This is a genomic window from Cupriavidus laharis, from assembly GCF_914271435.1.
Taxonomy (GTDB): Bacteria; Pseudomonadota; Gammaproteobacteria; order Burkholderiales; family Burkholderiaceae; genus Cupriavidus; species Cupriavidus laharis.
In genome coordinates, this window is sequence record NZ_CAJZAI010000002.1 from 451,398 (window position 1) to 477,918 (window position 26,521).

A 26,521-nucleotide genomic window follows, 5' to 3' on the forward strand; every position below is an offset into this window, starting at 1 on the left:
ATGACGGCCGCGTTCGCGCTGTCCCTGGTATCGCTGGCGATCTGGTGCGTGCTGCTGTTCGGCCGCGCGGGTTTCTGGCGCGTGCGCAAGCCGGCCCCGGCTCCAGCGCCGGGCACCTGGCCCGAAGTGGTGGCCATCATCCCGGCCCGCAACGAGGCCGAGGTCATCGGACGCTGCGTGGCCGGCGTGCTGGGCCAGCGGTACCCCGGGAAGCTGTCGCTGGTGGTGGTGGACGACCACAGCCATGACGGCACAGCGGAGATGGCCACGAGCGCCGCCGCCGGCACTGTCCGGCCCGAAGCCCTGGCCGTGGTGCCTGCCCGCGACCTGCCGGCTGGCTGGAGCGGCAAGGTCTGGGCGCAGTCCGAAGGATTGGCGGCCGCCGACCGCGTGGCGCCGGACGCCTCCTATGTCTGGCTGACCGACGCCGATATCTGGCACGGCCCCGGCGTGCTGGCCGGGCTGGTGGCCCGCGCCGTGCATGAACGGCGCGACCTGGTATCCCTGATGGTGCGGTTGCGCTGCGCGTCGGCGTGGGAACGGCTTATCGTGCCGGCTTTTGTCTTCTTCTTTGCAAAACTCTACCCGTTCGAGCGCGTTCGTGACCCACGCAGCGCAGTGGCCGCCGCTGCGGGCGGCTGCATGCTGGCGAGCCGCGCCGCGTTGTCGCGCATCGGCGGATTCGCCGCCATACGCGGCGAATTGATCGACGATTGCAGCCTGGCGGCGAAAATCAAGCCGGGCGGCCCGATCTGCCTGGATCTCGCGGACGACAGCGTGTCGCTGCGCCCGTATGACGACTGGCGCAGCCTGTGGAACATGATTGCCCGCAGCGCCTATACGCAACTACGCTACTCGCCCGTACTGCTGGCCGGCACCGCCGCCGCCATGACGCTGACCTACCTGGCCCCGCCGTTGCTGGCGCTGGGCGGCGGAGCCAGGCTGTGGCCGGCATGGCTGGCCTGGGCGGCCATGACGCTGGCCTACCTGCCGATGCTGCGTGAATACCGCCAGCCCGCCTGGCTGGCGCCGCTGCTGCCGCTGACGGCGCTGTTCTACCTCGGTGCCACGCTGGACTCGGCGCGGCGCTACTGGCTGCGCCGGGGCGGACAATGGAAAGGACGCAGCCAGGCGCCAGTGCGGTCCTGACGCTTCAGCGCAGGTACCCTGCCTCGCGGAACCAGTCCAGCGCATCGCGCAGGCCTTCTATATAGGGGCGCGGCTGGTAGCCCAGTTCACGCCGGGCCTTGTCGGAGCGGAAGAACATCCGGTACTTCGACATATTGAGCCCGTCCACGGTAATGAACGGTTCCTTGCGCGTCAGGCGCGCCACGGCCTCGGCCGCATGGGCCAGCGGATACAGTGGCCAGCGCGGCAGTTGCACCGTCGGCGGCCGCCGGCCGCACAAGCCAGCGATATCACGCAACATCTGCTGCAGCATCACGTCGTCGCCGCCCAGGATGTAGCGTTCGCCGGTCCGGCCGCGCTCCAGCGCCTGGAAATGGCCCGCGGCAACGTCGTCCACGTGGACCAGGTTGAGGCCGGTCTCGACAAAGGCGGGAATCTTGCCGGTGGCGGCTTCGACAATGATGCGGCCGGTGGGCGTGGGCCGTACGTCGCGCGGGCCGATCGGCGTGGATGGGTTGACGATCACCGCCGGCAGCCCGCGTTCGGCCACCATGCGCTCGACCACGCGCTCCGCCAGCACCTTGCTGCGCTTGTAGGCGCCGATAGCCTCGTGCGGAGCCAGCGCCGACGTCTCGTCGACGGGCGCCGTAGCCCCCGCCACGCGCAGCGTGGCCACGCTGCTGGTATAGACCACGCGCTCCACGCCGGCCTGCTGCGCCGCCTCCATCACGGCTATCGTGCCGTCGACGTTGGTGCGGACGATTTCCTCGGGGTCAGGCGCCCACAGCCGATAATCGGCCGCCACATGGAACAGGTAGCGCACACCCTGCATGGCCGCGGCCACCGCCACAGGGTCGCGCATATCCCCCTGCACGACCTGCACCGGCAGGTCCGCCAGGTTGGCGCGCGGGCTAGATGCGCGCACCAGCGCGCGCGCGCGCCAACCGCGCGCCAGTGCCTGCCGCAGCACGGCGGATCCGAGAAAACCCGATGCACCCGTCACCAGCACGTAATCGTTTACCGTCATAAACCCGTTTCACGATGAGATGGGAACGCCGCGTTCTGGAAATGGCTGCCAGACATTTCCGGCGCGACGGGTATATAGTAACCACCATGTGTCGGAAATGTGATTTCTGTACACCTTCCCAACCACTGAAACCCGTTGAAGGGTCGGGGGACCTACCGTATGCAGGTGATTCTTGCTCAACCCCGAGGTTTCTGTGCCGGCGTAGTGCGCGCGATCGAGATCGTCGACCGCGCGCTCGTCAAGCACGGGGCTCCGGTGTTCGTGCGGCACGAAATCGTGCACAACAAGCATGTCGTGGAGGGGTTGAAGAACAAGGGCGCGCGCTTTGTCGAAGAACTCGATGAGGTCCCCGCGGGCGCCGTTACCATCTTCAGCGCGCACGGCGTTTCACGCGCGGTCGTGGCGGATGCCGGCCAGCGGCAGCTGCACGCCATCGACGCAACCTGCCCGCTGGTGATCAAGGTGCATAACCAGGGCCGGCAGTATGCCGCCAGCGGGCGCACCGTGATCCTGATCGGCCATGCCGGCCACCCCGAGGTGGAGGGCACCATGGGCCAGATCCCCGGCAAGGTGATCCTGGTCCAGAACGAGGCCGAGGTGGAGAAGCTGGACCTGCCCGCCGACACCCCGGTGGCCTATGTCACGCAGACTACGCTCAGCGTGGACGACACCCGCAATATCATTGCCGCGCTGGCCCGCCGTTTCAGCAATATGGTCGGCCCCGATACGCGCGACATCTGTTATGCCACGCAGAACCGGCAGAGCGCCGTGCGCGACCTGTGCAAACTCGCCGATGTCATCCTGGTCATCGGCGCCACCAACAGTTCCAATTCCAACCGGCTGCGCGAGATCGGCACTGAAAGCGGCGTGCCGAGTTACCTGATCGCCGACGGCAGCGAACTCGACCCGGCCTGGGTCGCGGGCGCTAATATTGTCGGCATTACCGCCGGCGCCTCCGCGCCCGAAGAAATGGTCGAGGACGTGATTGCCGCGCTGCGCCGCCTGGGCCCGGTGGACGTCTCGACCATGGAAGGCCGCGAGGAGCATGCCGAGTTCCGGCTGCCCGCCGAGCTGGCCGACGTCCGGCCCGCGGCCGCCGCACCCGAGCCTGTCGAAAAGGTCGCCGGCTGAACCAATAAAAAAAGGAAGTCCCCTTGCCTATTCCGTTCCTGCAGGTCGCCCGCGTGGGCGCCTACATCGTCGGCAAGCATCTGGCGCGCCAGAAGCGCTATCCGCTCGCGCTCATGCTGGAGCCGCTGTTCCGCTGCAACCTTGCCTGCAATGGCTGCGGCAAGATCGACTACCCGGACCCGATCCTGAACCAGCGCCTGTCCGTCGAGGAATGCCTCGGCGCGGTCGACGAATGCGGCGCGCCCGTGGTGTCGATCGCCGGTGGCGAGCCGCTGCTGCACAAGGACATGCCCGAGATCGTGCGTGGCATCATCGCGCGGCGCAAGTTCGTCTACCTGTGCACCAATGCATTGCTGATGGAGAAGAAGCTGGACCAGTACCAGCCCAGCCCCTACTTCGTCTGGTCCGTGCACCTGGATGGCGACCGTGAGATGCACGACCACTCGGTCAGCCAGGAAGGCGTGTATGACCGCGCGGTCGAAGCCATTCGTGCCGCCAAGGCGCGCGGCTTCCGCGTCAACATCAACTGCACGCTGTTCAACGATGCAAAGCCCGAGCGCGTGGCCGCGTTCTTCGACACGGTCAAGGCGATGGGCGTGGACGGCATTACCGTCTCGCCGGGCTACGCCTACGAGCGCGCGCCGGACCAGCAGCACTTCCTGAACCGCGGCAAGACCAAGCAGCTGTTCCGTGACATCCTGAGCCGCGGCCGCGGCAAAAAGTGGTCGTTCAGCCAGTCGACCATGTTCCTCGACTTCCTGGCCGGCAACCAGACCTACCACTGCACGCCCTGGGGCAACCCGGCGCGCACGGTGTTCGGCTGGCAACGGCCTTGCTACCTTGTCGGCGAAGGCTATGTGCAGACCTTCAGGGAACTGATGGAAGAAACCGACTGGGACGCCTACGGCACCGGCAACTACGAGAAGTGCGCCGACTGCATGGTCCATAGCGGCTATGAGGCCACCGCGGTCGCCGACACATTTGCGCATCCGCTCAAGGCGTTGGGCGTGAGCCTGCGCGGCGTGAAGACCGACGGCGCGATGGCCCCGGACATCTCGCTCGACAACCAGCGCCCCGCCGACTACGTGTTCTCGCGCCACGTCGAGATCAAGCTGGCCGAGATCGGCCGGGCCCAGCCGCGCAAGGAGCGGCCGGCCAGGGCGGAGACCACGGCGGCCCACTGAGCGCCATGTCCGCGGAAGCTGCGGCCATGGCCGCGACCCTGCTTGGCAGCGCGCTGACCTGCGTGTCGGCGGGCTATGCCGTGGCCGCCGCAGTGCTGACGCGGCGCGCCGGCGTGCGCGCGGCGGCACCCACTGCAGGCGGCGACATTCGCGCCAGCGTGCTCAAGCCGCTGTGCGGGGCCGAGCCGCGCCTGTACGACAACCTGGCCACGCTGTGCCGGCAATCCGTCACCGGCCACCAGCTCGTATGCGGCGTGCGCGATCCGGACGATCCCGCCATCGCCGTCGTGCGGCGCCTGCAGCAGGACTTTCCCGGCACGGACATCACGCTGGTCATCGACCCGCGCGTCCATGGCAACAACCTGAAGGTCAGCAACCTGATCAACCTGGCCGCGCAGGCGCGCCATGACCTGCTGATCGTGGCGGACAGCGACATCGCCGTGCCGCCCGACTACCTGGCCCGCGTCACCGCGCCGCTGGCAGACCCCGGCGTCGGCATCGTCACCTGCCTGTATCGGGGGCGCCCTGTCGATGCCTTCTGGGCGAAACTCGGCGCACAGTTCATCGACGACTGGTTCGCGCCGTCGGTGCGCATCGCGCACGCAGGCGGTTCGCGCCGCTTTGCCTTCGGCGCCACCATTGCGCTGCGCCGCGACACCCTGACACAGATCGGCGGCTTCGCATCGCTGTCCGACCGGCTCGCCGACGACTTCTGGCTCGGCGAACTGACCCGGCAGGCTGGGCTGCGCACAGTGCTGTCCGATGTGGTGGTCACTACCGACGTGACCGAGACGCGGCTGGCCGAGCTTTGGACGCATGAGCTGCGCTGGCTGCGCACCATCCGCTCGCTGAACCCGGCGGGCTTTGCTTTTACCTTCATTACCTTCACCTGGCCGATGCTGGCGCTGGGCGTGGCGTTGTCGCCTGCTGAATGGACGGTGGCCGTGGCGATAGCCGGCGCGCTCGCACGCTGCGCGCTGGCGGGGACGCCAGCCGCAACGTTACGCGCACCAATGCGGGACATGCTTTTGCTTGTCGGCTGGACTGCGGCGCTCGGTGGCCAGCGGGTCCGATGGCGGCAACAAGTCCTGTCCGTGCAGGACCCGGCATAACACAGTGACACATTGTGACAAAGACAAGACAAGGCTGCGGCGCTCTCCCGTATGTAGCTTTTTTTGGCTACGGTCGTAGCCCAAAAAAGCTACATACACTCCATGCCAACAAGCCGCAGCTGATCTGACCTGACAACATCGAGGCCGCTATGAAAAAAACCCTGTTCCTCCAGGCCCCCTCCTTCGACGGCTTTGACGGCGGCGCCGGCTCGCGCTACCAGGCCAAGCGCGAGATCAAGTCGTTCTGGTACCCGACCTGGCTGGCCCAGCCCGCCGCGCTGGTGCCCGGCAGCCGCGTGCTCGACGCGCCCGCCGACGAACTGACGCCGCAGCAGACGCTGGATATCGCCATCGACTACGACCTGGTCATCATCCACACCAGCACGCCGTCGTTCCCGACCGACGCCAAGTTCGCCGAAGAACTCAAGAAGCGCAAACCCGGCATGATGATCGGCATGGTCGGCGCCAAGCCGGCGGTCGACCCGGGCGGCACGCTCGGCGCCAGCGACGCGATCGACTTCGTCTGTCGCGAGGAATTCGACTACACCTGCCAGGACGTCGCCGCCGGCAAGCCGCTCAAGGACATCCTGGGGCTGTCGTACCGGCTGCCCGATGGCTCGCTCGAGCACAACGGCCAGCGCCCGATGATCGAGAACATGGACGAGCTGCCCTTCGTGGCACCCGTCTACCAGCGCGACCTGAAGATCGAGAACTACTTCATCGGCTACCTGAAGCACCCGTACGTGTCGATCTACACCGGGCGCGGCTGCCGTTCGCGCTGCACGTTCTGCCTGTGGCCGCAGACGGTCGGCGGGCACCGCTACCGCACGCGCTCGGCCGAGAGCGTGATTGCCGAGGTGAAATGGATCAAGGAGAACATGCCCGAAGTGAAGGAGATCATGTTCGACGACGACACCTTCACCGACTTCAAGCCGCGCGTGGAGGAAATCGCGCGCGGGCTCGGCAAGCTTGGCGTGACGTGGTCGTGCAATGCCAAGGCCAACGTGCCGTACAGCACGCTCAAGATCATGAAGGAGAACGGCCTGCGCCTGCTGCTGGTCGGCTATGAGTCGGGCGACGACCAGATCCTGCTGAACATCAAGAAGGGCCTGCGCACCGACATCGCGCGCCGCTTCACGGAAGATTGCCGCAAGCTGGGCATCCAGATCCACGGCACCTTCATCCTGGGCCTGCCCGGCGAGACGCAGGAGACGATCGAGAAGACCATCGCCTACGCCAAGGAAATCAACCCGCACACCATCCAGGTGTCGCTGGCGGCGCCCTACCCCGGCACCACGCTGTACCAGCAGGCGGTGGATAACGGCTGGCTTGAGGAGAACAAGGTCATCAACCTCGTCAACGACAAGGGCGTGCAGCTCGCGGCGATCAGTTACCCGCACCTGTCGAAGGAGGAGATCTACCACGGCGTGGAGCGCTTCTATAAGCAGTTCTACTTCCGCCCTGGCAAGATCTGGGAGATCGTGCGCGAGATGCTGGGCAGCTGGGACATGATGAAGCGGCGCCTGCGCGAAGGCGTGGAGTTCTTCCGCTTCCTGCGTTCGCACGAGGCCTGATCCTGCTGTCGCCTAGCACCGCCACCGCCGCGCGTCCCGCGCGCGGCCTGATCATCACCGCCGACGACTTCGGCCTGCATACCGCCGTCAACGAAGCGGTGGAACTCGCGCATCGCGACGGCGTGCTCAACGCGGCCAGCCTGATGGTGTCCGCGCCCGAAGCGGCCGATGCGGTGGCGCGCGCGCGCCGCCTGCCATCGCTGCGCGTCGGCCTGCACGTGGTGCTGGCCGACGGCCCCGCCATGCTGCCGCGCGCGGCCATTCCCGACCTCGTCGATGCGCAAGGCCGCTTCGGTTCGGCCATGGCGCGCGACGGGTGCCGCTTCTTCTTCCTGCCGCATGTGCGCCGGCAACTGGCCGCGGAGATCCGCGCGCAGTTCGAGGCGTTCGCGGCCACTGGCCTTTCGCTCGATCACGTCAACACGCACAAGCATTTTCATCTGCACCCGACCGTGCTGTCGCTGATCCTGTCGATCGGCCGTGAATTCGGCCTGCGTGCCGTGCGGCTGCCGCTGGAATCCGACGCACCGCTGCTGCTGCGCCCGTGGCTGGCGCTGCTGCGCCGGCGGCTGCGGGGCGCCGGCATCGCGCACAACGACTATGTCGTCGGCATCGCGCGCAGCGGCGCCATGGATGAAGCCGTACTGCTGGCCGCGCTCGCGAAGCTGCCCGACGGCATCGGCGAAATCTACCTGCATCCGGCTGTCACATCGGGTGCTGTCATCGCGCCGACCATGGCCGCCTACCGCCACGCCGACGAGCTGGCCGCGCTGCTGTCGCCGCGCGTGCGCGCGGCCCTCGATGCGGCCGGGGTGCGGCGCGGCGGCTTTGCCGACGTGCTGGCCACGGCCTGATTCCTCTCACATGAAACGCATTGCCTACCTGACCGGCCTGCTGGGCCTGCTCGCACTCACCGCTCTCGTGATCCACGAGGGCATCGGCGATATCGCCACCGTGATGGCGCAGGGCGGCTGGCTCCTGTTGTTGCTGGTGCCGCTGCACGCGCTGCCGTTGCTGCTCGACGCGCAGGGCTGGCGCGTGCTGCTGACATCGGCCGACCCCGAAGAAAAAGCGGGCCTCGGCTTCCTGTGGTGGGTGGCTACCGTGCGCGAGGCCGTGAACCGCCTGCTGCCGACCATGAGCGTGGGCGGCGAACTGGTCGGCGTGCGGCTGAGCCGGCTGCGCATCCGCGACACCACGGCCGTCACGGCCACCATCGTCGTCGAAGTCATGGTCACGCTGTTCGCCCAGTACCTGTTCTCGGCGCTCGGCGTGCTGATGCTGATCGCCGCGCTGCAGGACAGCGGCCAGGCCTGGATCATCCTGGCCGGGCTGGCGCTGTCGCTGCCGGTACCGGTCGCATTCGCGCTGTCGCTGCGCCACACGGCACTGTTCGAGAAACTGGAAGGCGCGGCGCGCAAGCTGTTCGGCGAGGACCACCGCATTGTTGCCATGATCGACGGCGCGCGCCTCGATGCCCAGATCCGCGCGCTCAACCGGCGCCGGGGTGAACTGGTGGCGGCGCTAGGCTGGCAGTTCGCGGGGCTGGTCAGCGGGACGCTCGAGATCTGGTTCGCACTGATGCTGCTGGGCCACCCGGTGCCGTTCTGGCAGGCGATGGCGATCGAGGCGCTCACGCAAGCCGTGCGCCACGTGGCGTTCTTCGTGCCGGCCGGGCTCGGCGTGCAGGAGGCCGTGGTGATGCTGCTGGGCCAGGCGCTGGGCATGGACGCCCATGTGTCGCTGGCCCTGGCGCTGGTCAAGCGCGCACGGGAGATCCTGTTCGGCGTGCCGGCGCTGCTGTCGTGGCAATGGGTGGAACTGCGCCGCTGGCGGCGCGGGGCGGCCAGCGGCGCCACGCAGTGACCCTGAAGCCTCAGCGCTATCCCGCCTGCCGCGCGTTATGGTTGATGAGGTACTTCACCAGCCCGTCGACGCCGCCGCGCGCGACGATATCGGCGAACTGCTTGCGGTACACCTCGATCAGCCACGCGCCCATCATGTTGATGTCGTAGATCTTCCAGCCGCCGGGCGTGCGCTGCAGGCGGTAGTCGATCTGCATCTCGTCGCCGTTGTTGAGCACGCGCGACTCCACCACCACGTCGCCCGAGCCGCCGGCAGGCTGCGCCGGCTTGAAGCGGAACTTGACGTTCTGCTCGCGTAGCTGCGACAAGGACACCGCATAGCTGCGCACCAGCAGCGTCGTGAACTGTTCGTTGAGCTGTTTCTGCTGTTCCGGCGTGGCGCTGCGCCATGCGCTGCCGACCGCCAGCCGCGTGGTGTGGCCGAAATCCGTGTAGGGCAGGAATTGCTTCTGGACCACGGCGGTAATCTTCGCCATGTCGCCGCTGCGGGTTTCGGGGTTGGACTGGATCGTCGTGATCACGCCTTCCACTGCCGCCTGCACCAGGCGGTCCGGCGCGGCCTTGAGGTCGCCGGGCTGCACCGTCTGTGCCTGCACCGGGGCCACAACGGCCACCACCGCAACCGGCGCAAGGGAAATCAAACCGTATCTGTTCATGCCGATGTGTACTGCCATTCGCTTCTGATAAAGGTCGGGGAGCCCGCCCCGCCTGGCGCCCCGGGTTGCCGGGCCAGTATAGCGGAACAAAGTTGCCCGGCCGGCTGCGCCGCATGCGCCACGCCACCGGGCCAAGCCGGCGCCAGCCGGTATACTCGCGGCTCGAGCCCTGTCCCGAGCACCCCATGCTGACTTCGCTGCTGACCCGCCTCGTGAGGCTCGCCACGACCCGCGCCTGGCTGGTGATCGTGGCGGCCCTGCTGCTCACCGCCGCCAGCGGCTTCTATGTAGCGCGGCACTTTGCCATCAACACGGATATCAACCGCCTGCTCGAATCCGACGCGCCGTGGGCCAGGCGCGATGCGGCCATCGGCAAAGCCTTCCCGCAGCGCGGCCAGATGACGCTGGCCGTCGTGCAGGCGCCGGCATCGGAACTGGCCGATGCCGCAGCCAACGAACTCGCCGAAGCGCTGCGGCGGCGCCCGGAGCAATTCCGGTCGGTCAGCCAGCCCGGCGCGGGCGAATTCTTTGCCCGCAACGGCCTGCTGTTCGCGCGCACCGCCGAAGTCGAGCAGATCACGCAGCAACTCGTCGAGGCGCGCCCGCTGCTCAACCAGTTGGCGCACGACCCGACGCTGCGTGGGCTGTCGGACACGCTTTCGGCCATGCTGGGGCTGCCGCTGACACTGGCCCAGGTCAAGCTGGCCGATATGGACAGCCTGCTGGGCGCCAGCGCCGGCGCCCTGGAGCAGGTACTGGCCGGCAAGCCTGCCGCGATGTCGTGGGCCGGCCTGCTCGACGACAGCCTCAAGCCGGACAAGGAAGGCCGTGCATTCAGCTTCATCTCGGTCAGCCCGGTCCTCGACTACAGCGACCTCCAGGCCGGCGCCGACGCCGCCGACGCCATCCGCGCCGCGGCCGCCGAACTGAAGCTGGCGCAGCGCTACCAGGCCAGCGTGCGCCTGACGGGCCCGCAGCCGCTGGCCGACGACGAGTTCGCCTCGGTCAGTGAAGGTGCCGCGCTCAACGGCCTGCTGACCGTGCTGGTGGTGGTGCTGATCCTCTGGATGGCATTGCGCTCCATCCGGCTGATCCTGGCGGTGCTGGCCAGCCTGTTCGCCGGCCTCCTGATCACGGCGGCGCTTGGCCTGGCCATGGTGGGCGCGCTGAACATGATCTCGGTCGCGTTCGCGGTGCTGTTCGTCGGCCTGGGCGTCGACTTCGGCATCCAGTTCGGCGTGCGCTATCGTGCCGAGCGCCATGACCGCGACCACATTTCCGAAGCGCTGGAACATGCCGCGCAGGCGACCGCGGTGCCGCTCACGCTGGCGGCGGCGGCCACGGCGGCGGCATTCTTCTGCTTCCTCCCCACCGACTTCCGCGGCGTTGCGGAGCTTGGCCAGATTGCCGGCGTCGGCATGATGGTGGCGTTCCTGACGACGTTCACGATGCTGCCCGCGCTCATCCAGGTCCTGAAGCCCCGCGGCGAGGCCGAGGCGCCGGGCTTTGACTGGCTGGCCCCCGCCGATGCGTTCTTCGAGCGCCACCGCAAGCCGGTGCTGCTGATCACCTGCGCCGCGATCCTGCTGGGATCGCCGCTGCTGCTGCGCCTGCGCTTCGACTTCGACCCGCTGCACCTGAAGGACCCGCATTCGGAATCGATGGCGACACTGCTGGCGCTCAAGGATGCGCCGGAAGCGGGCACCGACGATGTCACCGTGCTGGCGCCTTCGCTGGCTGCCGCGCGCGATATGGCGACAAAGGTGTCGCAGTTGCCCGAAGTCGCACGCGTCGTCACGCTGCAGACATTCATTCCCGAAGACCAGCCGGCCAAGCTCGCAGCCATCGGCACGGCACGCACCGCGCTGCTGCCCGTGCTCACGCAACAGACCGCCACGCCGGCCACCGACATGGCGCGCGTCAATGCGTTGCGCAATGCCGCGCGCCAGCTTGCCATCGCCGCCGACGAGCACCCCGAAGCAGGCGCAGCCCAGGCGGCACGCTTGTCCAAGGCACTGAAGCGGCTTGCGGACGCCGATGCGGCCACGCGCGACCGCGCCGAGCAGGCCATTGCCCTGCCGCTGCGCCTGGCGCTGGGCCGCCTGCGCCAGATGCTCGACCCGCAGCCGGTTACGCAGCAAACCCTGCCGCCTGAAATCGTGCGCGACTGGCTGACGCCGGATGGCCGCGCGCTGGCCAGCATCACCCCCAGGCTGCCGCAAGACGACGGCATCGAACGCGAAGCCGCGCTCAACCTGTTCATGGATGCCGTGCTACGCGTGGAGCCGAATGCCACTGGCGGCCCGATCGCCATCCGCGGCTCCGCCGACACGATCATGGGCGCGTTTGCACAGGCCGGCGGCTGGGCCGTGCTGTCCATCACGATCCTGCTGTGGATTGCCCTGCGCCGCTTTGGCGATGTGCTGCGCACGCTGGTGCCGCTGCTCGTGTCGGCCATCGTCACGCTGGAGCTGTGCGCGGCGTTCGGCATTGCGCTGAACTTCGCCAACGTGATCGCGCTGCCGCTGCTGCTGGGCATCGGCGTGGCCTTCAAGATCTACTACGTGATCGCATGGCGTCACGGCAAGACCAAGCTGCTGCAGTCCAGCCTCACGCATGCCGTGCTCTACAGCGCCGCCACCACCGCCACGGCGTTCGGCAGCCTGTGGCTGTCGCAGCATCCCGGCACGGCCAGCATGGGCAAGCTGCTGGCGCTGGCGCTGGCATGCACGCTGGCGGGCGCCGTGTTCTTCCAGCCGATCCTGATGGGCCGCCCGCGCGAACGCGCGCAGCGGCACCCCGCAACACCCGCCGAATAACGATAACAACCTCGAATCAACCGCTGCACCATGTCGCTCCCCCGTCTGTCATACCGGCCCGCACGGCTGGCTTTCCTGGCACTGGTTCCGCTGCTCGCGGCCGGCTGCGCCACCGGCCCGCAGGCCAACCCTGACGACCCGCTCGAACCGATGAACCGCGTGGTCTTCAAGGTCAACGACAAGCTCGACGAGTATGTCGCCAAGCCCGTCGCGAAGGGCTACAAGGCAGTCACGCCGCAGCCGGTGCGCACCGCGGTGACCAACTTCTATTCGAACATTGCGGACGTGGGAAACTTCGCCAACAACCTGCTGCAGGGCAAGGGCGTGGAAGCCGCCGAGAGCCTGATGCGGGTGGCGATCAACTCCGTGCTGGGGATCGGCGGGCTGATCGACATCGCCACGCCGGCCGGCCTGCAGAAGCATTCGCAGGACTTCGGGCTGACGCTGGGCACGTGGGGCGTGCCATCGGGACCCTACCTGGTGCTGCCGGTGTTCGGCCCCAGCTCGTTCCGTGACGGTGTGGGCCTGTATGTGAATTTCTGGTTCGACCCGACCACGTATGCGGAGCCGGCCGTGCGCAATTCGCTGTACGGCATGAACGTGGTGGACGTGCGGACCAACCTGCTCGGCGCGACCGACCTGCTCTCGCTGGCGGCGCTGGACAAGTACGCGTTCGTGCGCGACGCCTACGTGCAGCGCCGGCGCTACCTGCTGGAGGGTGGCGGCGGCAAACTGCCCGACTATGGCGAAGACGATGAAGCGGATGGCGCCGCCATGCCATCGCAGGCACCGGCACCGGCATCGGCGCCGGCCACTGCGCCGGCAGTGCCTGCGGCGCCCGCCTCCGGGGCACCGCAGCAGTAAGACTCGGGAACTCAGCCGCCGATGCCCAGCAGCACCACCTCGAAGGTCAGCGTGGCGTTCGGCGGAATGGTCCCCGGCACGCCGCGCGCACCGTAGGCGGTGGCCGGCGGGCAGGTCAGCTTCGCCTTGCCGCCCACCTGCATGGTCTGCACGCCTTCGGTCCAGCACGGGATGACCCGGTTCAGCGGGAACGAGATCGGCTGGCCGCGCTTGTACGAACTGTCGAACTCCGTCCCATCGGCCAGCGTGCCGCGATAGTGCACCTGGACCGTGTCGGTGGCCTTCGGCGACGGGCCCGTGCCCTTGACCAGGTGCTGGATGGTCATGCCGGAAGGCAGCGTCTGCGGCGCTGCGGCAGCCGCCGGTGCCGAGGCGCCCGGCGCGGCCGCCACGGCGGCGCAGGCGAAGGTCATGGCGCTGAGGAGCAGAGCGATTCGTTTCATGGGGAATCCGGTTGCAGCGGCGTAGTGGAAAGAGCGGGCAGTGTAACCGACACCCACACCAGCGACGCATGGCGCACAGGCGGCCCGCGCATGCGCCGCTGACGCTGCATTCCCCTTGCAGCACGTTGCATCCTGCGAATGCCGGCCTAGGATGGTTCCACACGCATGGAGGATGCCATGGCAACACTCGATTCCCGGGGCCTGGAAGTCTCGACGGGCAATGCCCGCTCGCTGGAACAGTTCGATGCGGCGCTGCACCTGCTCAACGGCTACTACGGCGACCCGCTCGCCGCCATCGACGAAGCGCTGGCCGAGGCACCGGACTTTGCCATGGGCCACGCCCTGCGCGCGGGGCTGATGGTCACCTCGGGCGACGGCACGGCGGAACCGATGCTGCGCGAGAGCGTCGAGGCCGGCGAGGCCCTGCACGCGAGCGCCAATGACCGCGAACGCCGCCATATCGCCGCCGCGCGCGCGTGGCTGGACGGGTCGTTCGCGCGCGCCATCCAGCTCTACGGCGATATCGCCATCGACTATCCGCGCGACCTGCTTGCGGTGCAGGTCGCGCACATCGGCGACTTCCTGCTCGGCCAGTCCGGCATGCTGCGCGACCGCATCGCCCAGGTGCTGCCGCACTGGGACGCCGAGATGCCGGGGTTCAGCTTCCTGCTTGGCATGCACGCGTTCGGCCTGGAGGAAACCCAGTTCTACGAACGCGCCGAAGACCGCGGCCGCAGCGCGCTGGACCTGAATCCGCGCGACCCCTGGGCGATACACGCCGTCGCGCATGTCATGGAGATGCAGGGACGGCTCGACGACGGCATCGGCTGGCTCGGCTCGCGCCGCGAGGACTGGGCCGAGGACAACATGCTGGCCGTGCACAACTGGTGGCACCTGGCGCTGTTCGAACTGGAGCAGGGCGATACCAATGCGGTACTGGCGCTCTATGACGCGCATGTGAGCCGCCCGGCCCCGGCCATTGCGCTGGACCTGGTCGATGCCTCGGCGCTGCTGTGGCGGCTGCACCTGCGCGGCGTGGATGCGGGGGTGCGCTGGCAGCCGCTCGCGAGCGACTGGCAGACGCGCGGGGCCGCCGGCTACTACGCGTTCAACGACGTGCACGCGATCATGGCCAGCCTCGGCGCCGGCCAGCCCGAGGCCGCGGCGGAATTGCGCGCGACCCTGCTCGGCGCCGCGACCGGCGCTGGCACCAACGCCATGATGGCGCGCGATGTCGGCGTGCCCGTGGCGGATGCGCTGATCGCCTTCGAACAGGGCGACTACGCCACCACCATCGACCGGCTGATGCCGGTGCGCCTGATCGCCAGCCGCTTTGGCGGCAGCCATGCACAGCGCGACGTGATCAACCTGACGCTGATCGAGGCCGCCTTGCGCGCCGGCCGCGCGAGCCTGGCCCAGGCGCTGTGCGCCGAGCGCGCGGCGCTCAAGCCGATGAACCCGAGCCTGCGCCGCCTGATGCATCGTGCCGACGATTGCGGCGCGGCCGCTGCCAGGCATTGAGGAGAGGCGGGTCGGAGCCGGTTCCTGCACCGGCCCGTGCCTTGCTCGCTGGCGCTACCGGCCTACGCGGCCTACGCCAGGAACATCCGGTAGGCCGGATTGGCGCTCTCGTCCCAATGCCGATAGCCGAGTCCGGCCAGCACGGCCTCGCAGGTGAGCCGCACTGCCTCGGGCACCTGGATGCCCACCAGCACCGATGCTGCATCGCCGCCATCGTTGCGGTAGTGGAAGAGGCTGATGTTCCAGTCTTCCGGCAGGGCACGCAGGAAGGCCATCAGCGCACCGGGCCGCTCCGGGAACGCAAAGCGGAACAGGCGCTCGCCGCCCGCCAGCGTGGAACGGCCGCCCACCATATGCCGCAGGTGCTGCTTGGCCAGTTCATCGCCGGTGAGATTGACCGTGGCAAAGCCCTGCGCACTGAACGCACCGGCGATCTGCGCGGACTCGGCGCGATCCCGGATGCGCATGCCGACGAACACATGCGCCGTGTGCGCATCGGCAATGCGGTAGCTGAACTCGGTGATGCTGCGGCTGCCCGCGAGGTCGCAGAAACGCAGGAAGCTGCCGCGCGCCTCCGGCATCGTCACCGCGAATACGGCCTCGCGCGCATCGCCGATCTCGGCGCGATCGGCAACGAAACGCATGCGCTCGAAGTTCATATTGGCGCCGGACGTCACGGCCACCAGCGTCCCGCCCTGCATGCCGTGCTGTTGCGCGTATTGCTTGGCGGCGGCGACCGCCAGTGCGCCGGCGGGTTCCAGCACACTGCGCGTATCCTCGAACACATCCTTGATGGCCGCGCACACGGCATCCGTACTCACGGTCATGACATCGTCGAGATACCGGCGGCACAGGCGGAAGGTTTCCTCGCCGACCAGCTTCACGGCGGTGCCGTCGGAAAACAGGCCGACATCGTCGAGCTCCACGCGCCGGCCCGCACGCAGCGATTGCGCCATGGCGCACGAGTCCTGCGTCTGCACGCCGATCACGCGGACCTCCGGGCGCACCGCCTTGACGTAGGTGGCGACGCCCGCGGCAAGGCTGCCGCCGCCGATCGGTACGAAGATGGCATCGAGCGGCCCGCGATGGCGCGCCAGGATCTCCGCGCCCACGGTGCCCTGGCCCGCAATCACGTCCGGATCGTCGAAAGCCGGGATAAAGGTCAGGCCCAGCTCCTGCTGCAGATGGATGGCATGGCGCCACGCATCGGTATAGGAGGTGCCCGCCTGGACCACCTCGACCGTGGGGCCGCCATGCGCGCGCACGGCATCGACCTTGACCTGCGGCGCCGTGGTCGGCACCACGATCACCGCACGCACGCCCAGGTGCGCCGCCGACAGCGCGACACCTTGCGCATGGTTGCCGGCCGATGCGGTGATCACGCCACGCTGCAGCGCCTGCGGATCCAGATTGGCCATCTTGTTGTACGCGCCGCGGATCTTGAACGAGAACACCGGCTGGTTGTCCTCACGCTTGAGCCAGATCGCGTTGCCGGTGCGCGCGGACAGGTTGCGCGCGAACTCCAGCTCGGTCTCGCGCGCAATGTCGTAGACGCGGGCATTCAGGATGCGCTTGAGATAGCTGTTCTGGTCGGGAACGTCTGACGGACAGACATCGCGATGTTCGGTGGTGGGCTCGACGGCTTGTGCCGGCATGACGGGACTCCTGTGCTGGATGCGTGCCCAGGAGGCGGAAACGAAAAACCCGCCTCGGGAGCGGGTTTTGCGGAAACTGATCTGAGGACGCGCGCTAACCCACCATTCCAGGAATGGTGATAATAATCAGCGCGATGGCGTTGTGACGGCGGTCCATTGACGAAAGCTTGTCGGACCCGGGGCGATTTGTCAATCTTCCGATCGACAAGCGATGCGGCAATATGGCCCGCGGGCGGAGCGCGCGGGCCGGTCGGAGACTCAGGTAAGTACGTTGAAGACCAGGCCTAGCGCAATCGCTGCGCCGATTGTTTCCACTGCTGCCAGCGCGATCAGGTTCTTCACAATGAAGGCGTCTTCCTGCTTGGTCACCATGGTGTAGTCTCCGTAGGAATCCATATCCGGCCGGAAAGCGATGGGCCAAAACACTGCAGCCCGATCTTCCATCCAGCCACGTCTTGTGCGCGCTTCCAGTAGACTCCAACGCCCTCTCTCGGAAAAGCTGGCACAAACCCGAATACTGCGACGGCATGAATGGGCGGAAAGTGTGGAGTTGCCGCAGGATGCGCGGCATCAAGAAATTGCCGGAAAGACCGTAACTGTATGAAGCGGGCGCTGGCCTGTATTTGCCCCTTCCCGATTTTCTGACCGGCATGGAACCCCTCTCATTCGAATTCGTTTCCGTCGAGGAGGCGAAACAGGTGCTGGACGGTGCGCCGCCCGCGCAAGCTCAGCCGGACTGGCCCAGCCTGCGGCGGCCCGTGCCGCCCGAAACGCTGGCCCTGACCCCCACGGCCATGCGTTGGCTGGTATTGCTGCCGGTTGAAGCCCGGCCCATGGAGCTGTGCCGCCGCTATCCGCGCATCGGCAACCAGCTCGCCGCGTTGTGGAGCCATCCCACAGCGATCCGCGTCTATCTCGAAGACCTGTTGATCGACAAGCGAGGCGGCCGCCAGGGCTTTCCCGGCGGCATCGCGCTTGAACTCTCCCGGCTACAGGAGTACCTGCAGCAAAGCCAGCCTTAGCGCAGATGCCGGCCCGCTCAAGCCACCGCTTGCATTCTCTGAATGCTCTGGTACAATGCGCAGCTCACTTGCCCAGGTGGCGGAATTGGTAGACGCACTAGGTTCAGGTCCTAGCGGTGGCAACACTGTGGAGGTTCGAGTCCTCTCCTGGGCACCAAGATTTGGAAAAGGCTTGCTTCGGCAAGCCTTTTTTCATTGGCGCGCGCAACACGTCAGCAGTGGGCAAGCACGTTGTTGACGAGCCTGCCGAACGGGTCGCGCACGTAGAAGCGCCGCACGCCCCATGGCTCCCGCACCGGACCGTACTCCACGGCAATGCCGGCAGCCCTGACACGCGCGAGCGCCGCGCCGAGATCATCGATCTTTGATCGACGGGCCCGGCACGGGCGTTCCCGTCCCGCCTTCCGAAGCCACATGATCAGCCTGCGGAATGTGTTGGTTCGCAGCAGGCGACGCCGGCGCCGCCTGTTGGTTCACAACCACCACCATACCCGCCAGGACCGCAATTTCAGCCCGATTTGCGCCAGCGCGGCCACTTTCTGCCGTCACATCCGTTGGCATGCGGCGTGCGTATAAGCCAGAGAACGTCCTCTGCGTTCTGCCCTTCTCCCTCTCAAGACAAGGAGTTCCAACATGACCCGCAAACTGGCCACTACGATTGTCACCGCCGCCACCCTCGCCGCCGCATTCATCGCGGGCACCGCCCATGCCAGCGACCCGCGCGACAGCCCGTTCCCCGGTGACAAGTATGGCTACAACTTCCGCACCGACGCGCGCGACGTCTATGGCAACGGCGCCCGCGTGGGCCGCTACGACCCGTACACCGATGGCGCTCGCGAAGTCGCACCCACCACGCGCGACATCGAAAATTCGCGCTCGCTGTCCGGCATGGACCGCCGTGGCGTGTCGGCCGAGCCGTCGCGCTCGTTCAACGTCTACACCGACGGCGCACTGGCCGGCATGGACCGCCGTGGCGTATCCGCCGAGCCGTCTCGCTCGTTCGACGTCTACACCGACGGCAGTATCGCCTGAAGTGCCCGCCGGGCGCCTGGTTCCGGCGCCCGGCTTCCTCGCCGCTTTCCCTGCACTGCAGGCATGGCGGGTCATGGGCCCGCGAAGCGCACCTCCTCCCCCCTGTTTTCGCTTTGCGTAAGCGTTGGCGAAGCGGCTTAATTGACGCGCTGCCCGCCACTCCCTATTGTCAGTTCCACAACAAATAGTCTGGAACAGCGGCCGGCGCGCCTGTCTCGCCTGCGGGCTGTTCGCCAGCAACAGGAGACTGACGTGCCCGACACCCCCACCACGCCATAGCGGCCTGACGCTCACGCCCGGCGTTCCTTTTCCCCCGGGGATTTCCGTTTCATCGTTACTCTCGCCTTCCAACCAGGCGGCGGGCGCACTCGTGCCTGCGGCCATGGAGCCCGCCATGTCGCAACACCTGATTTCCATCTCTGTCCTCGGACTGATGTTTGTCACCGCCACGGTCCTGCCGGTCAATATGGGCGTGCTGGCTTTTGTCGGCGCCTTCCTGATCGGCACCTTCGCCGCGGCCATGCCGGCCAAGGCCATCATGGCTGGCTTTCCCGCCGACCTGTTCCTGACGCTGGTCGGCATCACCTACCTGTTCGCGGTGGCGCAGAACAACGGCACCATCGACTGGCTGGTCAGGCTGGCGGTGCGGGCCGTGGGCGGCCGGATCGCCGCCATCCCGTGGATCATGTTCCTGATCGCCGCGCTGCTGACATCGGTCGGCGCGGTCAGCCCGGCCGCAGTGGCCATCATCGCGCCGATCGCGCTCGGCTTTGCGGCGCGCTACGGCATCAACCCGCTGCTGATGGGGCTGATGGTGATCCACGGCGCGCAGGGCGGCGGCTTCTCGCCCATGAGCATCTACGGCGGCATCACCAACAAGATCGTGCAGAAGGCCGGCCTGCCGCTGAACGAGATGGCCACGGCATTCGCGAGCCTTGGCGTCAACCTGGCGGTGGCCGCAGGCCTGTTCGTCGCGTTCGGCGGACTGCGGCTGATGCGCCAGTCCGCGCGCCCGGCCGCCGCACCGCAGGCCATGGCCAATGGCGTCATGGCGATGGGCCATCCGTTCAACCCCGGCGTTCCGGTCGCCCAGGGGGCGCAGATCTTTGGCGATGCAGAGGCCGAGGCCGGACGGGAAGAACGGAAGACCATCGCGCATGATCCCGACGCACTGCTCCAGAGTGGCGGTGCCGCCGTCTCCGGCGCGCCCGGCGGCCTTTACCAGTACCTGACGGTAGCAGGCCTGGCGGCACTGGCGGTACTCACGCTGTACTGCAAGCTCGACATCGGCTTCGTCTCGCTCACCATTGCGCTGGCGCTCGCCCTGATGGCGCCGGAGCAGCAGAAGCGCGCGCTGAGCCAGGTGTCGTGGCCCGAGATCATGCTGATCGTCGGCGTCAGCACCTATGTCGGCGTGATGGACAAGATGGGCACCATCGACTTCGTCGGCCACAGCGTGGCGGGGCTGACATCGCCGATGATGGCTGCGCTGCTGCTGTGCTTCGTCGGTGCGGTGGTATCGGCGTTCGCGTCGTCGACCGCCGTGCTCGGCTCGCTGATTCCACTGGCGGTGCCGTTCCTGCAACAGGGATCGGACGTCAGCGCCATCGGCTTCATCGCTGCCATGGCGGTGTCGTCGACCATCGTCGATGTCAGCCCGTTCTCCACCAACGGCGCGCTGGTGCTGGCCAATGCGCAGGGCGTGGACCGGCAGGCATTCTTCCGCAAGCTGATGGTCTACGGCATGCTCGTTACCATCATTGCCCCGGTGGCGCTCTGGCTAGTCTTTGTCGTGCTGTGACCACTGTGACCGCCGTATGCGGCCAAGGCGGCTAAGATAAGGGGTCCCGCTCCCACCACGGCCACCCCAATGAGAATCCGCATCGGCGAAGAGATCACCTTCCGCAAGCTCGAAGCGCTGCTGGCGTTCATGGAGTCGGGCAACCTGGCCAAGGCGGCGGAGATCCTGGACACCAGCACGGTCAGCGTGCACCGGGCGCTGCATTCGCTGGAGGAAGGCACCAGCTGCGCGCTGTTCCGGCATGAGGGACGCAACCTGATCCCGACCGATGCGGCCTATGTGCTCGCCGACACCGCACGCGAAGTGCTCAAGGCCATGGCCGACGGCATCCGCGCCACGCGCGAGGCCGCCGGCTATTCGGCCGACCATCTCAAGATCGGCTCGCTGTATTCGCTGACGGCGCACACGGTGCCGCGGATTGTCATCGACCTGAAGGCCAGGCGCCCGGAACTGCAGACCGAACTCGTACTGGGCTCGAACGCCGACCTGCTGCAGATGCTCAAGCAAGGCTCGATCGATGCCACGTTGATGGCCACGCCTGAGCCAGATCCCGAGATCGAATCCATCCCGCTGTTCGAAGACGAAATCTTCTTCGCCGCGCCGGCCGACTCGCCCTACGCGTCGATGCAGGCCGTGGACCTGCGCACCTGCCGGGACGAGCCCTTCGTATCGCTGAGCGAGGGATTCGCCACCTCGCGCGGCTTCGTGGAAGCATTCCGGATCGCGGATTTCCAGCCAAACCTGGTCATGAAGGTCGGCGATATCTTCTCGCTGACGAACCTGGTCGGCGGCGGCGTCGGCTACACGCTGCTGCCGGGCCGCGTGAAGGGCATGTATTCGCGCAATGTGGCATTCGTGCCGCTTACTGCCGACTACGACAACATCCGGCAGACCATCGGCCTGAGCTTCCTGCGCCGCAGGGAACGCGACCCCAACCTGCTGGCGCTGGCGGCGGTCTGCCGCATGGCGATGCGCGAAGCGGGACAGTAGCCCGGCGTTGCTTTCGCCGAGCGTAACAATCCTGCCTGCCGCGTGATTGTTCCGTGGTCTCCGGCTGTTTATGGTGGACACCATCAGACAGACCCAAGCCGGAGACACGATGACCAGCACCACCCCGGGGCGTCAGTGGAACACCCGCAGAGAAGCCAAGGCGCGGCGCAAGCAACAGGGCGCCGCCATCGCGCAGGGCAAGCGCATACCGACCGGCGATATCGTGGCATTCCTGGAGGCCGTGCTGCTCCCGGGCGACCGCGTGGTGGTCGAAGGCAATAACCAGAAGCAGGCGGATTTCCTGTCGCGTTCGCTGGCCCAGGTCAGCCCCGACCGCATCAACGGCCTGCACATGATCATCCCGAGCGTCAGCCGCGTCGAGCACCTGGACCTGTTCGAGCGCGGTATCGCGCGCAAGCTCGACTTCTCGTATGCCGGCGCACAGAGCATCCGGATCTCGCAGTTCCTGGAGGACGGCCTGCTCGAAGTCGGCGCCATCCATACCTACATCGAACTCTACGCACGCCTGTATGTGGACCTGATTCCCAACGTCGTGCTGATCGCGGGCTACAAGGCAGACCGCGACGGCAACCTGTACACCGGCCCGAGCACGGAAGACACGCCGGCGCTGGTGGAAGCCGCGGCCTTCCGCGACGGCCTGGTGATCGCGCAGGTCAACGAGATCGTCGATGACCCGGCCGACCTGCCGCGCGTCGATGTGCCGGGCTCCTGGGTCGACTATGTAGTGCAGGCCGATCAGCCGTTCTTCTGCGAGCCGCTGTTCACGCGCGATCCGCGCCTGATCAAGCCCGTGCACGTGCTGATGGCGATGATGGCGATCCGCGGCATCTACGAACGCCACCAGGTGCAGTCGCTGAACCACGGCATCGGTTTCAATACGGCCGCGATCGAACTGATCCTGCCGACCTATGCCGAATCGCTGGGGCTGAAGGGCAAGATCTGCAAGTACTGGACGCTGAACCCGCACCCGACATTGATCCCCGCCATCGAGACCGGCTGGGTCGAAAGCGTGCACAGCTTCGGCAGCGAACTTGGCATGGAGCCATACGTTGCTGCGCGGCCCGACATCTTCTTTACCGGCGCGGACGGCTCGATGCGCTCGAACCGCGCGTTCTGCCAGCTTGCGGGCCAGTACGCAGTGGACCTGTTCATCGGCTCCACGCTGCAGATCGACGGCGACGGCCACTCGTCTACCGTGACGCGCGGCCGGCTGTCCGGCTTTGGTGGCGCGCCCAACATGGGCCACAACCCCGGCGGCCGCCGCCATCCCACGCCGGCGTGGCTGGACCTGATCGAAACGGACGACCCGCTCGCACGCGGCCGCAAGCTCGTGGTGCAGATGGTCGAGACCTTCCAGGCGGGCGGCAAGCCGACCTTCGTCGAATCGATGGACGCCGTGGACGTCGCGCGCGAAAGCGGCATGCCGCTGGCGCCGGTCATGATTTACGGCGACGACGTCACGCACGTGCTGACCGAGGAAGGCATTGCCTACCTCTACAAGGCGCAATCGCTCGAAGAGCGGCGCCGGATGATCGCCGCGGTGGCCGGCGTGACGCCGATCGGCCTGAAGCACGACCCAGCACAGACGCGCCGCATGCGCAGCGACGGCCTGATCGCGCTGCCTGAAGACCTTGGCGTGCAGCGCAGCCAGGCCACGCGCAGCCTGCTCGCGGCCAAGAGCATGGCCGACCTGGTCGAATGGTCCGGTGGCCTGTACGCGCCGCCGGCCCGCTTCCGGAGCTGGTGATGGGCAGCGCAGCGGCAAGAATCCTGTGGGCCGCAGACGCGGCGTCCGCGCAAGCGCAGACATTGGCCGATCTGGCGGTCGACGCCATCGTCGAAGAAGCACGGCTGTCGCCCAAGCCCGGGCTGGTCGACAGCCGCGGCAGCGGCGCGCATGCCGACCTGACGCTGGCGCTGATGCTGCGCTCCGCGCAGGCGCTGGGCCCGTCGTTCGCCGACATGGCAATGGCTGGCCAGCGCGCGGCACGCGTCGGCTATGCGCTGCGCGAGCGGCTCGGCGCACTCGGGCGCGAGGCCGAAGCGGCCATGCTGGCGGCCACCGGCGGCGTGAACACGCACCGCGGCGCCATCTGGTGCCTCGGCCTGCTGGTAGGCGCCGCAGCGCAACTCGCCGCCGCCGGCGAACAGGCCAGCGCAAGCACAGTCAGCCATGCGGCCGGCGCCATTGCGCGGCTGGCTGACCGGCACCGCCCGGCAGTGACCGGCAACAAGGGCGAGCTGGCCTGCCTGGCCTATGGCGTCGGCGGTGCCAGGGCGCAGGCGCGCGCGGGCTTTCCGCATGTCATGCGGCGCGCATTGCCGGTCCTGCAACACAGCCGCGCGCGCGGCGACAGCGAATCGGCTGCCCGGTTGAATGCACTGCTCGCGTTGATGAGCGGACTCGACGATACCTGTGTGCTGGCCCGGACGGGCCGTTCGGGCCTGGCCTATATGCAGGCCGGCGCGCAAGCCGTGCTGGCAGCGGGCGGCGCCGGCACGGTCGCGGGACGGCGCCTGCTGCGCGAGCTTGACACCGGCATGCTGGCCCGGCGCGCGTCGCCGGGCGGCGCGGCGGACCTGCTGGCCGCGACGATCTTCCTCGACCGGCTGTCACGGCTACCCGACACCGCCACAGGGCAAATCTAGGAGGCTTCCATGGAACAACTGCGTTTTGAATTTCCGGCGGGATCGCCTGCCGCAGCCCGCGTGCTCGTGGGCGTGGTGGGATCGGGCGATCTCGAAGTCCTGGTCGAACCCGGCACCGGCGGCGTGACCACCGTGGATGTCACCACTTCCGTCAACGGCTATGCGCGCGTCTGGGACGCGCAGCTCGCCCGCGTGTTCGCGGCGGAGCCGCGCGCATCCATGCAGATCCGCATCCACGATTTCGGCGCCACGCCGGGCGTGGTCGGCATGCGCCTGGCCGAGGCCTTCGAAGCGCTGAAGGCGCCGGGCGCGCACGGACAACAGGAGCGCCCATGAGCACTGCATCCTTGCTGGCCCGCAACAGCTTCATCGAACTGAGCGCGCGCGAACGCGCCCACGCCCTGCTGGACGCCGGTACCTTCCGCGAGCTTGCCGGACCGTTCGATGGCCTGCAGTCCCCGTGGCTCGCGCGCCAGGGCATCGTGCCGCAAAGCGACGACGGCGTGATCGTGGCGAAGGGACACATCGATAGGCAGTCCGTCGTGGTGCTGGGCATAGAAGGCGCCTTCCAGGGCGGCAGCCTCGGCGAGGTCGGCGGTGCGAAGATTGCCGGCGCGCTGGAGCTAGCCGCCGACGACAACCGCCGCGGCGTGCCGACCCGTGCCGTCCTGCTGCTCGAAACCGGCGGCGTGCGGCTGCAGGAGGCCAACCTGGGCCTGGCGGCGATCGCGGACATCCATGCGGCCATTGTCGACCTGCGGCGCTACCAGCCGGTGGTCGGGGTGATTGCCGGACAGGTCGGATGCTTTGGCGGCATGTCGATCGCCGCCGGCCTGTGCACGTCACTCGTCATGACACAGGAAGGCCGCCTTGGCCTGAACGGGCCCGCCGTGATCGAACAGGAGGCCGGCATCGCGGAATACGATTCGCGCGACCGACCGTTCATCTGGAGCTTCACCGGCGGCGCACAGCGGGTTGCCACCGGCTTCGCGGACGCGTATGCCGCCGACGATTGCGCCGCCATGCGCGACGCGGTCGCCCGGCAATTGCGCGCCCCCGCATCCGCCACGCACCGCAGCGAACGCTACCGTGAAGCCCTGTCGGTGCTGCAGGCGTATGACGCCGGCGTCCAGCCGACGCCGGCCGAGGTGCAGCGCCTTTTTAGCCGTTTCCATCGGGAGACTGACGCATGAACGCCACCGTCCAAACCCAGCCGGACCAGGACGCGAGCCGCGGCGCGCACTGGTTGCGCGCACTGGCGCCAACAGCGTCGTACCGCGAAGGCTTCCCACGCTCCGTGGCAGTTGCCGACGGCGAACTGGCCGGCACGCTGGTCCGCTGGATTGCCGTGGTCCCGGATGCGCAAAGCCGCTTCCCGCGTGCGCGCAACGGCGAGGTCGGGTTGATCGAGGGCTGGTCGCTGGCCCAGGCCGTGCGCGAAGTGGTGGAGGCGGACCGCGATGCCGCGGTCAAGCGCGCCATCGTCGCGGTAGTGGATACGCCCAGCCAGGCCTATGGCCGACGCGAGGAAGCGCTGGGCATCCACCAGTCGCTTGCCGCGGCGGCGGCGGCTTATGCGCAAGCGCGCCTGGCCGGGCATCCGGTCGTGGCGCTGATCGTCGGCAAAGCCATGTCGGGCGCGTTCCTGGCCCATGGCTACCAGGCCAACCGCATCATCGCGCTGCGCGACAGCGGCGTGCTCGTGCACGCCATGGGCAAGGACGCCGCGGCCCGCATCACCATGCGCACGGTCGAGGACCTGGAGGCGCTGGCCGCCACCGTGCCGCCCATGGCCTATGACATCGGCAACTTCGCGACGCTCGGCATCCTGTGGCGGCTGATCGACGTGGCATCGGCCGATGCACCGGAACCAGCGGACATCCACATGGCCCGGGACGCCATCCTGGCAACGCTCGCGGATATCCGGCGCGACGGTGCGCGCGATCTCGCCGGCCGGCGCAACGGCGAGAACCGCCAGGCGTCGCGTCGGGTGCGCGACTGCCTGCTGCGGCAATGGCAAGCCTGAA

At 67.8% G+C, this 26,521-nt stretch carries 23 protein-coding genes, 1 tRNA gene and 1 pseudogene; 20 read left to right on the plus strand and 5 right to left on the minus strand.

Annotated elements, in window-relative coordinates:
* Window positions 1-1,149 carry a glycosyltransferase gene (locus LDO29_RS05870; RefSeq protein ID WP_224078841.1) on the plus strand — a complete coding sequence of 383 codons (1,149 nt, stop codon included), beginning with the start codon at window positions 1-3 and terminating at the stop codon, window positions 1,147-1,149.
* Between the two features lie 4 nt (window positions 1,150-1,153).
* On the opposite strand, the gene hpnA is transcribed toward LDO29_RS05870, so the two are convergent.
* Entirely contained in the window at window positions 1,154-2,155 is a 1,002-nt protein-coding gene (hpnA, locus tag LDO29_RS05875) for a hopanoid-associated sugar epimerase (protein ID WP_224078842.1), read from the minus strand.
* Between the two features lie 159 nt (window positions 2,156-2,314).
* Between hpnA and ispH the strand changes: the two genes are divergently transcribed.
* From ispH to LDO29_RS05905, 6 genes are all read left to right on the plus strand, one after another.
* A complete protein-coding gene (gene ispH, locus LDO29_RS05880) occupies window positions 2,315-3,286 on the plus strand; it encodes a 4-hydroxy-3-methylbut-2-enyl diphosphate reductase (RefSeq protein WP_224078843.1) in 972 nt (323 codons plus the stop codon).
* Between the two features lie 23 nt (window positions 3,287-3,309).
* Entirely contained in the window at window positions 3,310-4,470 is a 1,161-nt protein-coding gene (gene hpnH / locus LDO29_RS05885; protein ID WP_224078844.1) for an adenosyl-hopene transferase HpnH, read from the plus strand.
* Between the two features lie 5 nt (window positions 4,471-4,475).
* Window positions 4,476-5,582 carry a bacteriohopanetetrol glucosamine biosynthesis glycosyltransferase HpnI gene (gene hpnI / locus LDO29_RS05890; RefSeq protein ID WP_396022631.1) on the plus strand — a complete coding sequence of 369 codons (1,107 nt, stop codon included), beginning with the start codon at window positions 4,476-4,478 and terminating at the stop codon, window positions 5,580-5,582.
* Window positions 5,583-5,731: 149 nt separating this feature from the next.
* Entirely contained in the window at window positions 5,732-7,156 is a 1,425-nt protein-coding gene (gene hpnJ, locus LDO29_RS05895) for a hopanoid biosynthesis associated radical SAM protein HpnJ (RefSeq protein WP_224078846.1), read from the plus strand.
* Window positions 7,157-7,203: 47 nt separating this feature from the next.
* On the plus strand, window positions 7,204-8,010 hold the full coding sequence (hpnK, locus tag LDO29_RS05900; RefSeq protein WP_224079123.1) for a hopanoid biosynthesis-associated protein HpnK: 807 nt from the start codon (window positions 7,204-7,206) through the stop codon (window positions 8,008-8,010).
* 10 nt (window positions 8,011-8,020) lie between these two features.
* The gene (locus LDO29_RS05905) at window positions 8,021-9,022 is read left to right on the plus strand and encodes an HpnL family protein (protein ID WP_224078847.1); all 1,002 of its coding nucleotides are present in this window, start codon (window positions 8,021-8,023) and stop codon (window positions 9,020-9,022) included.
* A gap of 16 nt (window positions 9,023-9,038) precedes the next feature.
* Here the strand turns inward: LDO29_RS05905 and LDO29_RS05910 are convergent, their stop codons facing one another.
* Window positions 9,039-9,677: an MlaC/ttg2D family ABC transporter substrate-binding protein gene (locus tag LDO29_RS05910; protein ID WP_224079124.1), complete on the minus strand. Its 639-nt coding sequence runs from the start codon at window positions 9,675-9,677 to the stop codon at window positions 9,039-9,041.
* A 185-nt stretch (window positions 9,678-9,862) separates the two neighbouring features.
* Between LDO29_RS05910 and hpnN the strand changes: the two genes are divergently transcribed.
* Together hpnN and LDO29_RS05920 are read left to right on the plus strand one after the other, a co-directional pair.
* On the plus strand, window positions 9,863-12,496 hold the full coding sequence (gene hpnN, locus LDO29_RS05915; protein ID WP_224078848.1) for a hopanoid transporter HpnN: 2,634 nt from the start codon (window positions 9,863-9,865) through the stop codon (window positions 12,494-12,496).
* 30 nt (window positions 12,497-12,526) lie between these two features.
* Window positions 12,527-13,360: an MlaA family lipoprotein gene (locus tag LDO29_RS05920; protein ID WP_224078849.1), complete on the plus strand. Its 834-nt coding sequence runs from the start codon at window positions 12,527-12,529 to the stop codon at window positions 13,358-13,360.
* Window positions 13,361-13,371: 11 nt separating this feature from the next.
* Here the strand turns inward: LDO29_RS05920 and LDO29_RS05925 are convergent, their stop codons facing one another.
* The gene (locus LDO29_RS05925; protein ID WP_224078850.1) at window positions 13,372-13,803 is read right to left on the minus strand and encodes an FKBP-type peptidyl-prolyl cis-trans isomerase; all 432 of its coding nucleotides are present in this window, start codon (window positions 13,801-13,803) and stop codon (window positions 13,372-13,374) included.
* A 177-nt stretch (window positions 13,804-13,980) separates the two neighbouring features.
* Between LDO29_RS05925 and LDO29_RS05930 the strand changes: the two genes are divergently transcribed.
* Entirely contained in the window at window positions 13,981-15,324 is a 1,344-nt protein-coding gene (locus LDO29_RS05930) for a tetratricopeptide repeat protein (protein ID WP_224078851.1), read from the plus strand.
* A 71-nt stretch (window positions 15,325-15,395) separates the two neighbouring features.
* Here LDO29_RS05930 and ilvA read toward each other — a convergent pair whose 3' ends face one another.
* Window positions 15,396-16,979 carry a threonine ammonia-lyase, biosynthetic gene (gene ilvA, locus LDO29_RS05935; RefSeq protein ID WP_224078852.1) on the minus strand — a complete coding sequence of 528 codons (1,584 nt, stop codon included), beginning with the start codon at window positions 16,977-16,979 and terminating at the stop codon, window positions 15,396-15,398.
* Between the two features lie 650 nt (window positions 16,980-17,629).
* Here ilvA and LDO29_RS05940 point away from each other — a divergent pair.
* Together LDO29_RS05940 and LDO29_RS05945 are read left to right on the plus strand one after the other, a co-directional pair.
* Window positions 17,630-18,001 (plus strand): hypothetical protein, encoded by a 372-nt coding sequence (locus LDO29_RS05940; RefSeq protein WP_224078853.1) that lies wholly within the window; start codon window positions 17,630-17,632, stop codon window positions 17,999-18,001.
* A 70-nt stretch (window positions 18,002-18,071) separates the two neighbouring features.
* Window positions 18,072-18,158 (plus strand) — tRNA-Leu (locus LDO29_RS05945).
* A gap of 55 nt (window positions 18,159-18,213) precedes the next feature.
* Here LDO29_RS05945 and LDO29_RS05950 read toward each other — a convergent pair.
* Window positions 18,214-18,412 (minus strand): annotated as a pseudogene (locus LDO29_RS05950) (VOC family protein); the annotation flags it as partial.
* 222 nt (window positions 18,413-18,634) lie between these two features.
* On the opposite strand from LDO29_RS05950, the gene LDO29_RS05955 reads away from it, so the two are divergent.
* The 8 genes from LDO29_RS05955 to mdcE all read left to right on the plus strand — a co-directional run bounded on the left by LDO29_RS05955 (window position 18,635) and on the right by mdcE (window position 26,520).
* Window positions 18,635-19,033 carry a hypothetical protein gene (locus LDO29_RS05955; protein WP_224078854.1) on the plus strand — a complete coding sequence of 133 codons (399 nt, stop codon included), beginning with the start codon at window positions 18,635-18,637 and terminating at the stop codon, window positions 19,031-19,033.
* A 394-nt stretch (window positions 19,034-19,427) separates the two neighbouring features.
* Window positions 19,428-20,834: an SLC13 family permease gene (locus LDO29_RS05960; protein WP_224078855.1), complete on the plus strand. Its 1,407-nt coding sequence runs from the start codon at window positions 19,428-19,430 to the stop codon at window positions 20,832-20,834.
* Between the two features lie 69 nt (window positions 20,835-20,903).
* Complete coding sequence (locus tag LDO29_RS05965) at window positions 20,904-21,824, plus strand: LysR family transcriptional regulator (protein WP_224078856.1); 921 nt, start codon at window positions 20,904-20,906, stop codon at window positions 21,822-21,824.
* A 109-nt stretch (window positions 21,825-21,933) separates the two neighbouring features.
* A complete protein-coding gene (gene mdcA / locus LDO29_RS05970; RefSeq protein WP_224078857.1) occupies window positions 21,934-23,592 on the plus strand; it encodes a malonate decarboxylase subunit alpha in 1,659 nt (552 codons plus the stop codon).
* Window positions 23,592-24,494, plus strand: a complete 903-nt coding sequence (locus LDO29_RS05975; RefSeq protein ID WP_224078858.1) for a triphosphoribosyl-dephospho-CoA synthase — start codon at window positions 23,592-23,594, stop codon at window positions 24,492-24,494. The genes mdcA and LDO29_RS05975 overlap by 1 nt, the downstream gene beginning before the upstream one ends.
* Before the next feature lie 9 nt (window positions 24,495-24,503).
* Window positions 24,504-24,830, plus strand: a complete 327-nt coding sequence (locus LDO29_RS05980) for a malonate decarboxylase subunit delta (protein ID WP_224078859.1) — start codon at window positions 24,504-24,506, stop codon at window positions 24,828-24,830.
* Window positions 24,827-25,687, plus strand: a complete 861-nt coding sequence (locus tag LDO29_RS05985) for a biotin-independent malonate decarboxylase subunit beta (protein ID WP_224078860.1) — start codon at window positions 24,827-24,829, stop codon at window positions 25,685-25,687. Before LDO29_RS05980 ends, LDO29_RS05985 begins: the two co-directional genes overlap by 4 nt.
* Window positions 25,684-26,520, plus strand: a complete 837-nt coding sequence (gene mdcE, locus LDO29_RS05990) for a biotin-independent malonate decarboxylase subunit gamma (protein WP_224078861.1) — start codon at window positions 25,684-25,686, stop codon at window positions 26,518-26,520. Before LDO29_RS05985 ends, mdcE begins: the two co-directional genes overlap by 4 nt.
* Window position 26,521 lies beyond the last annotated feature (1 nt).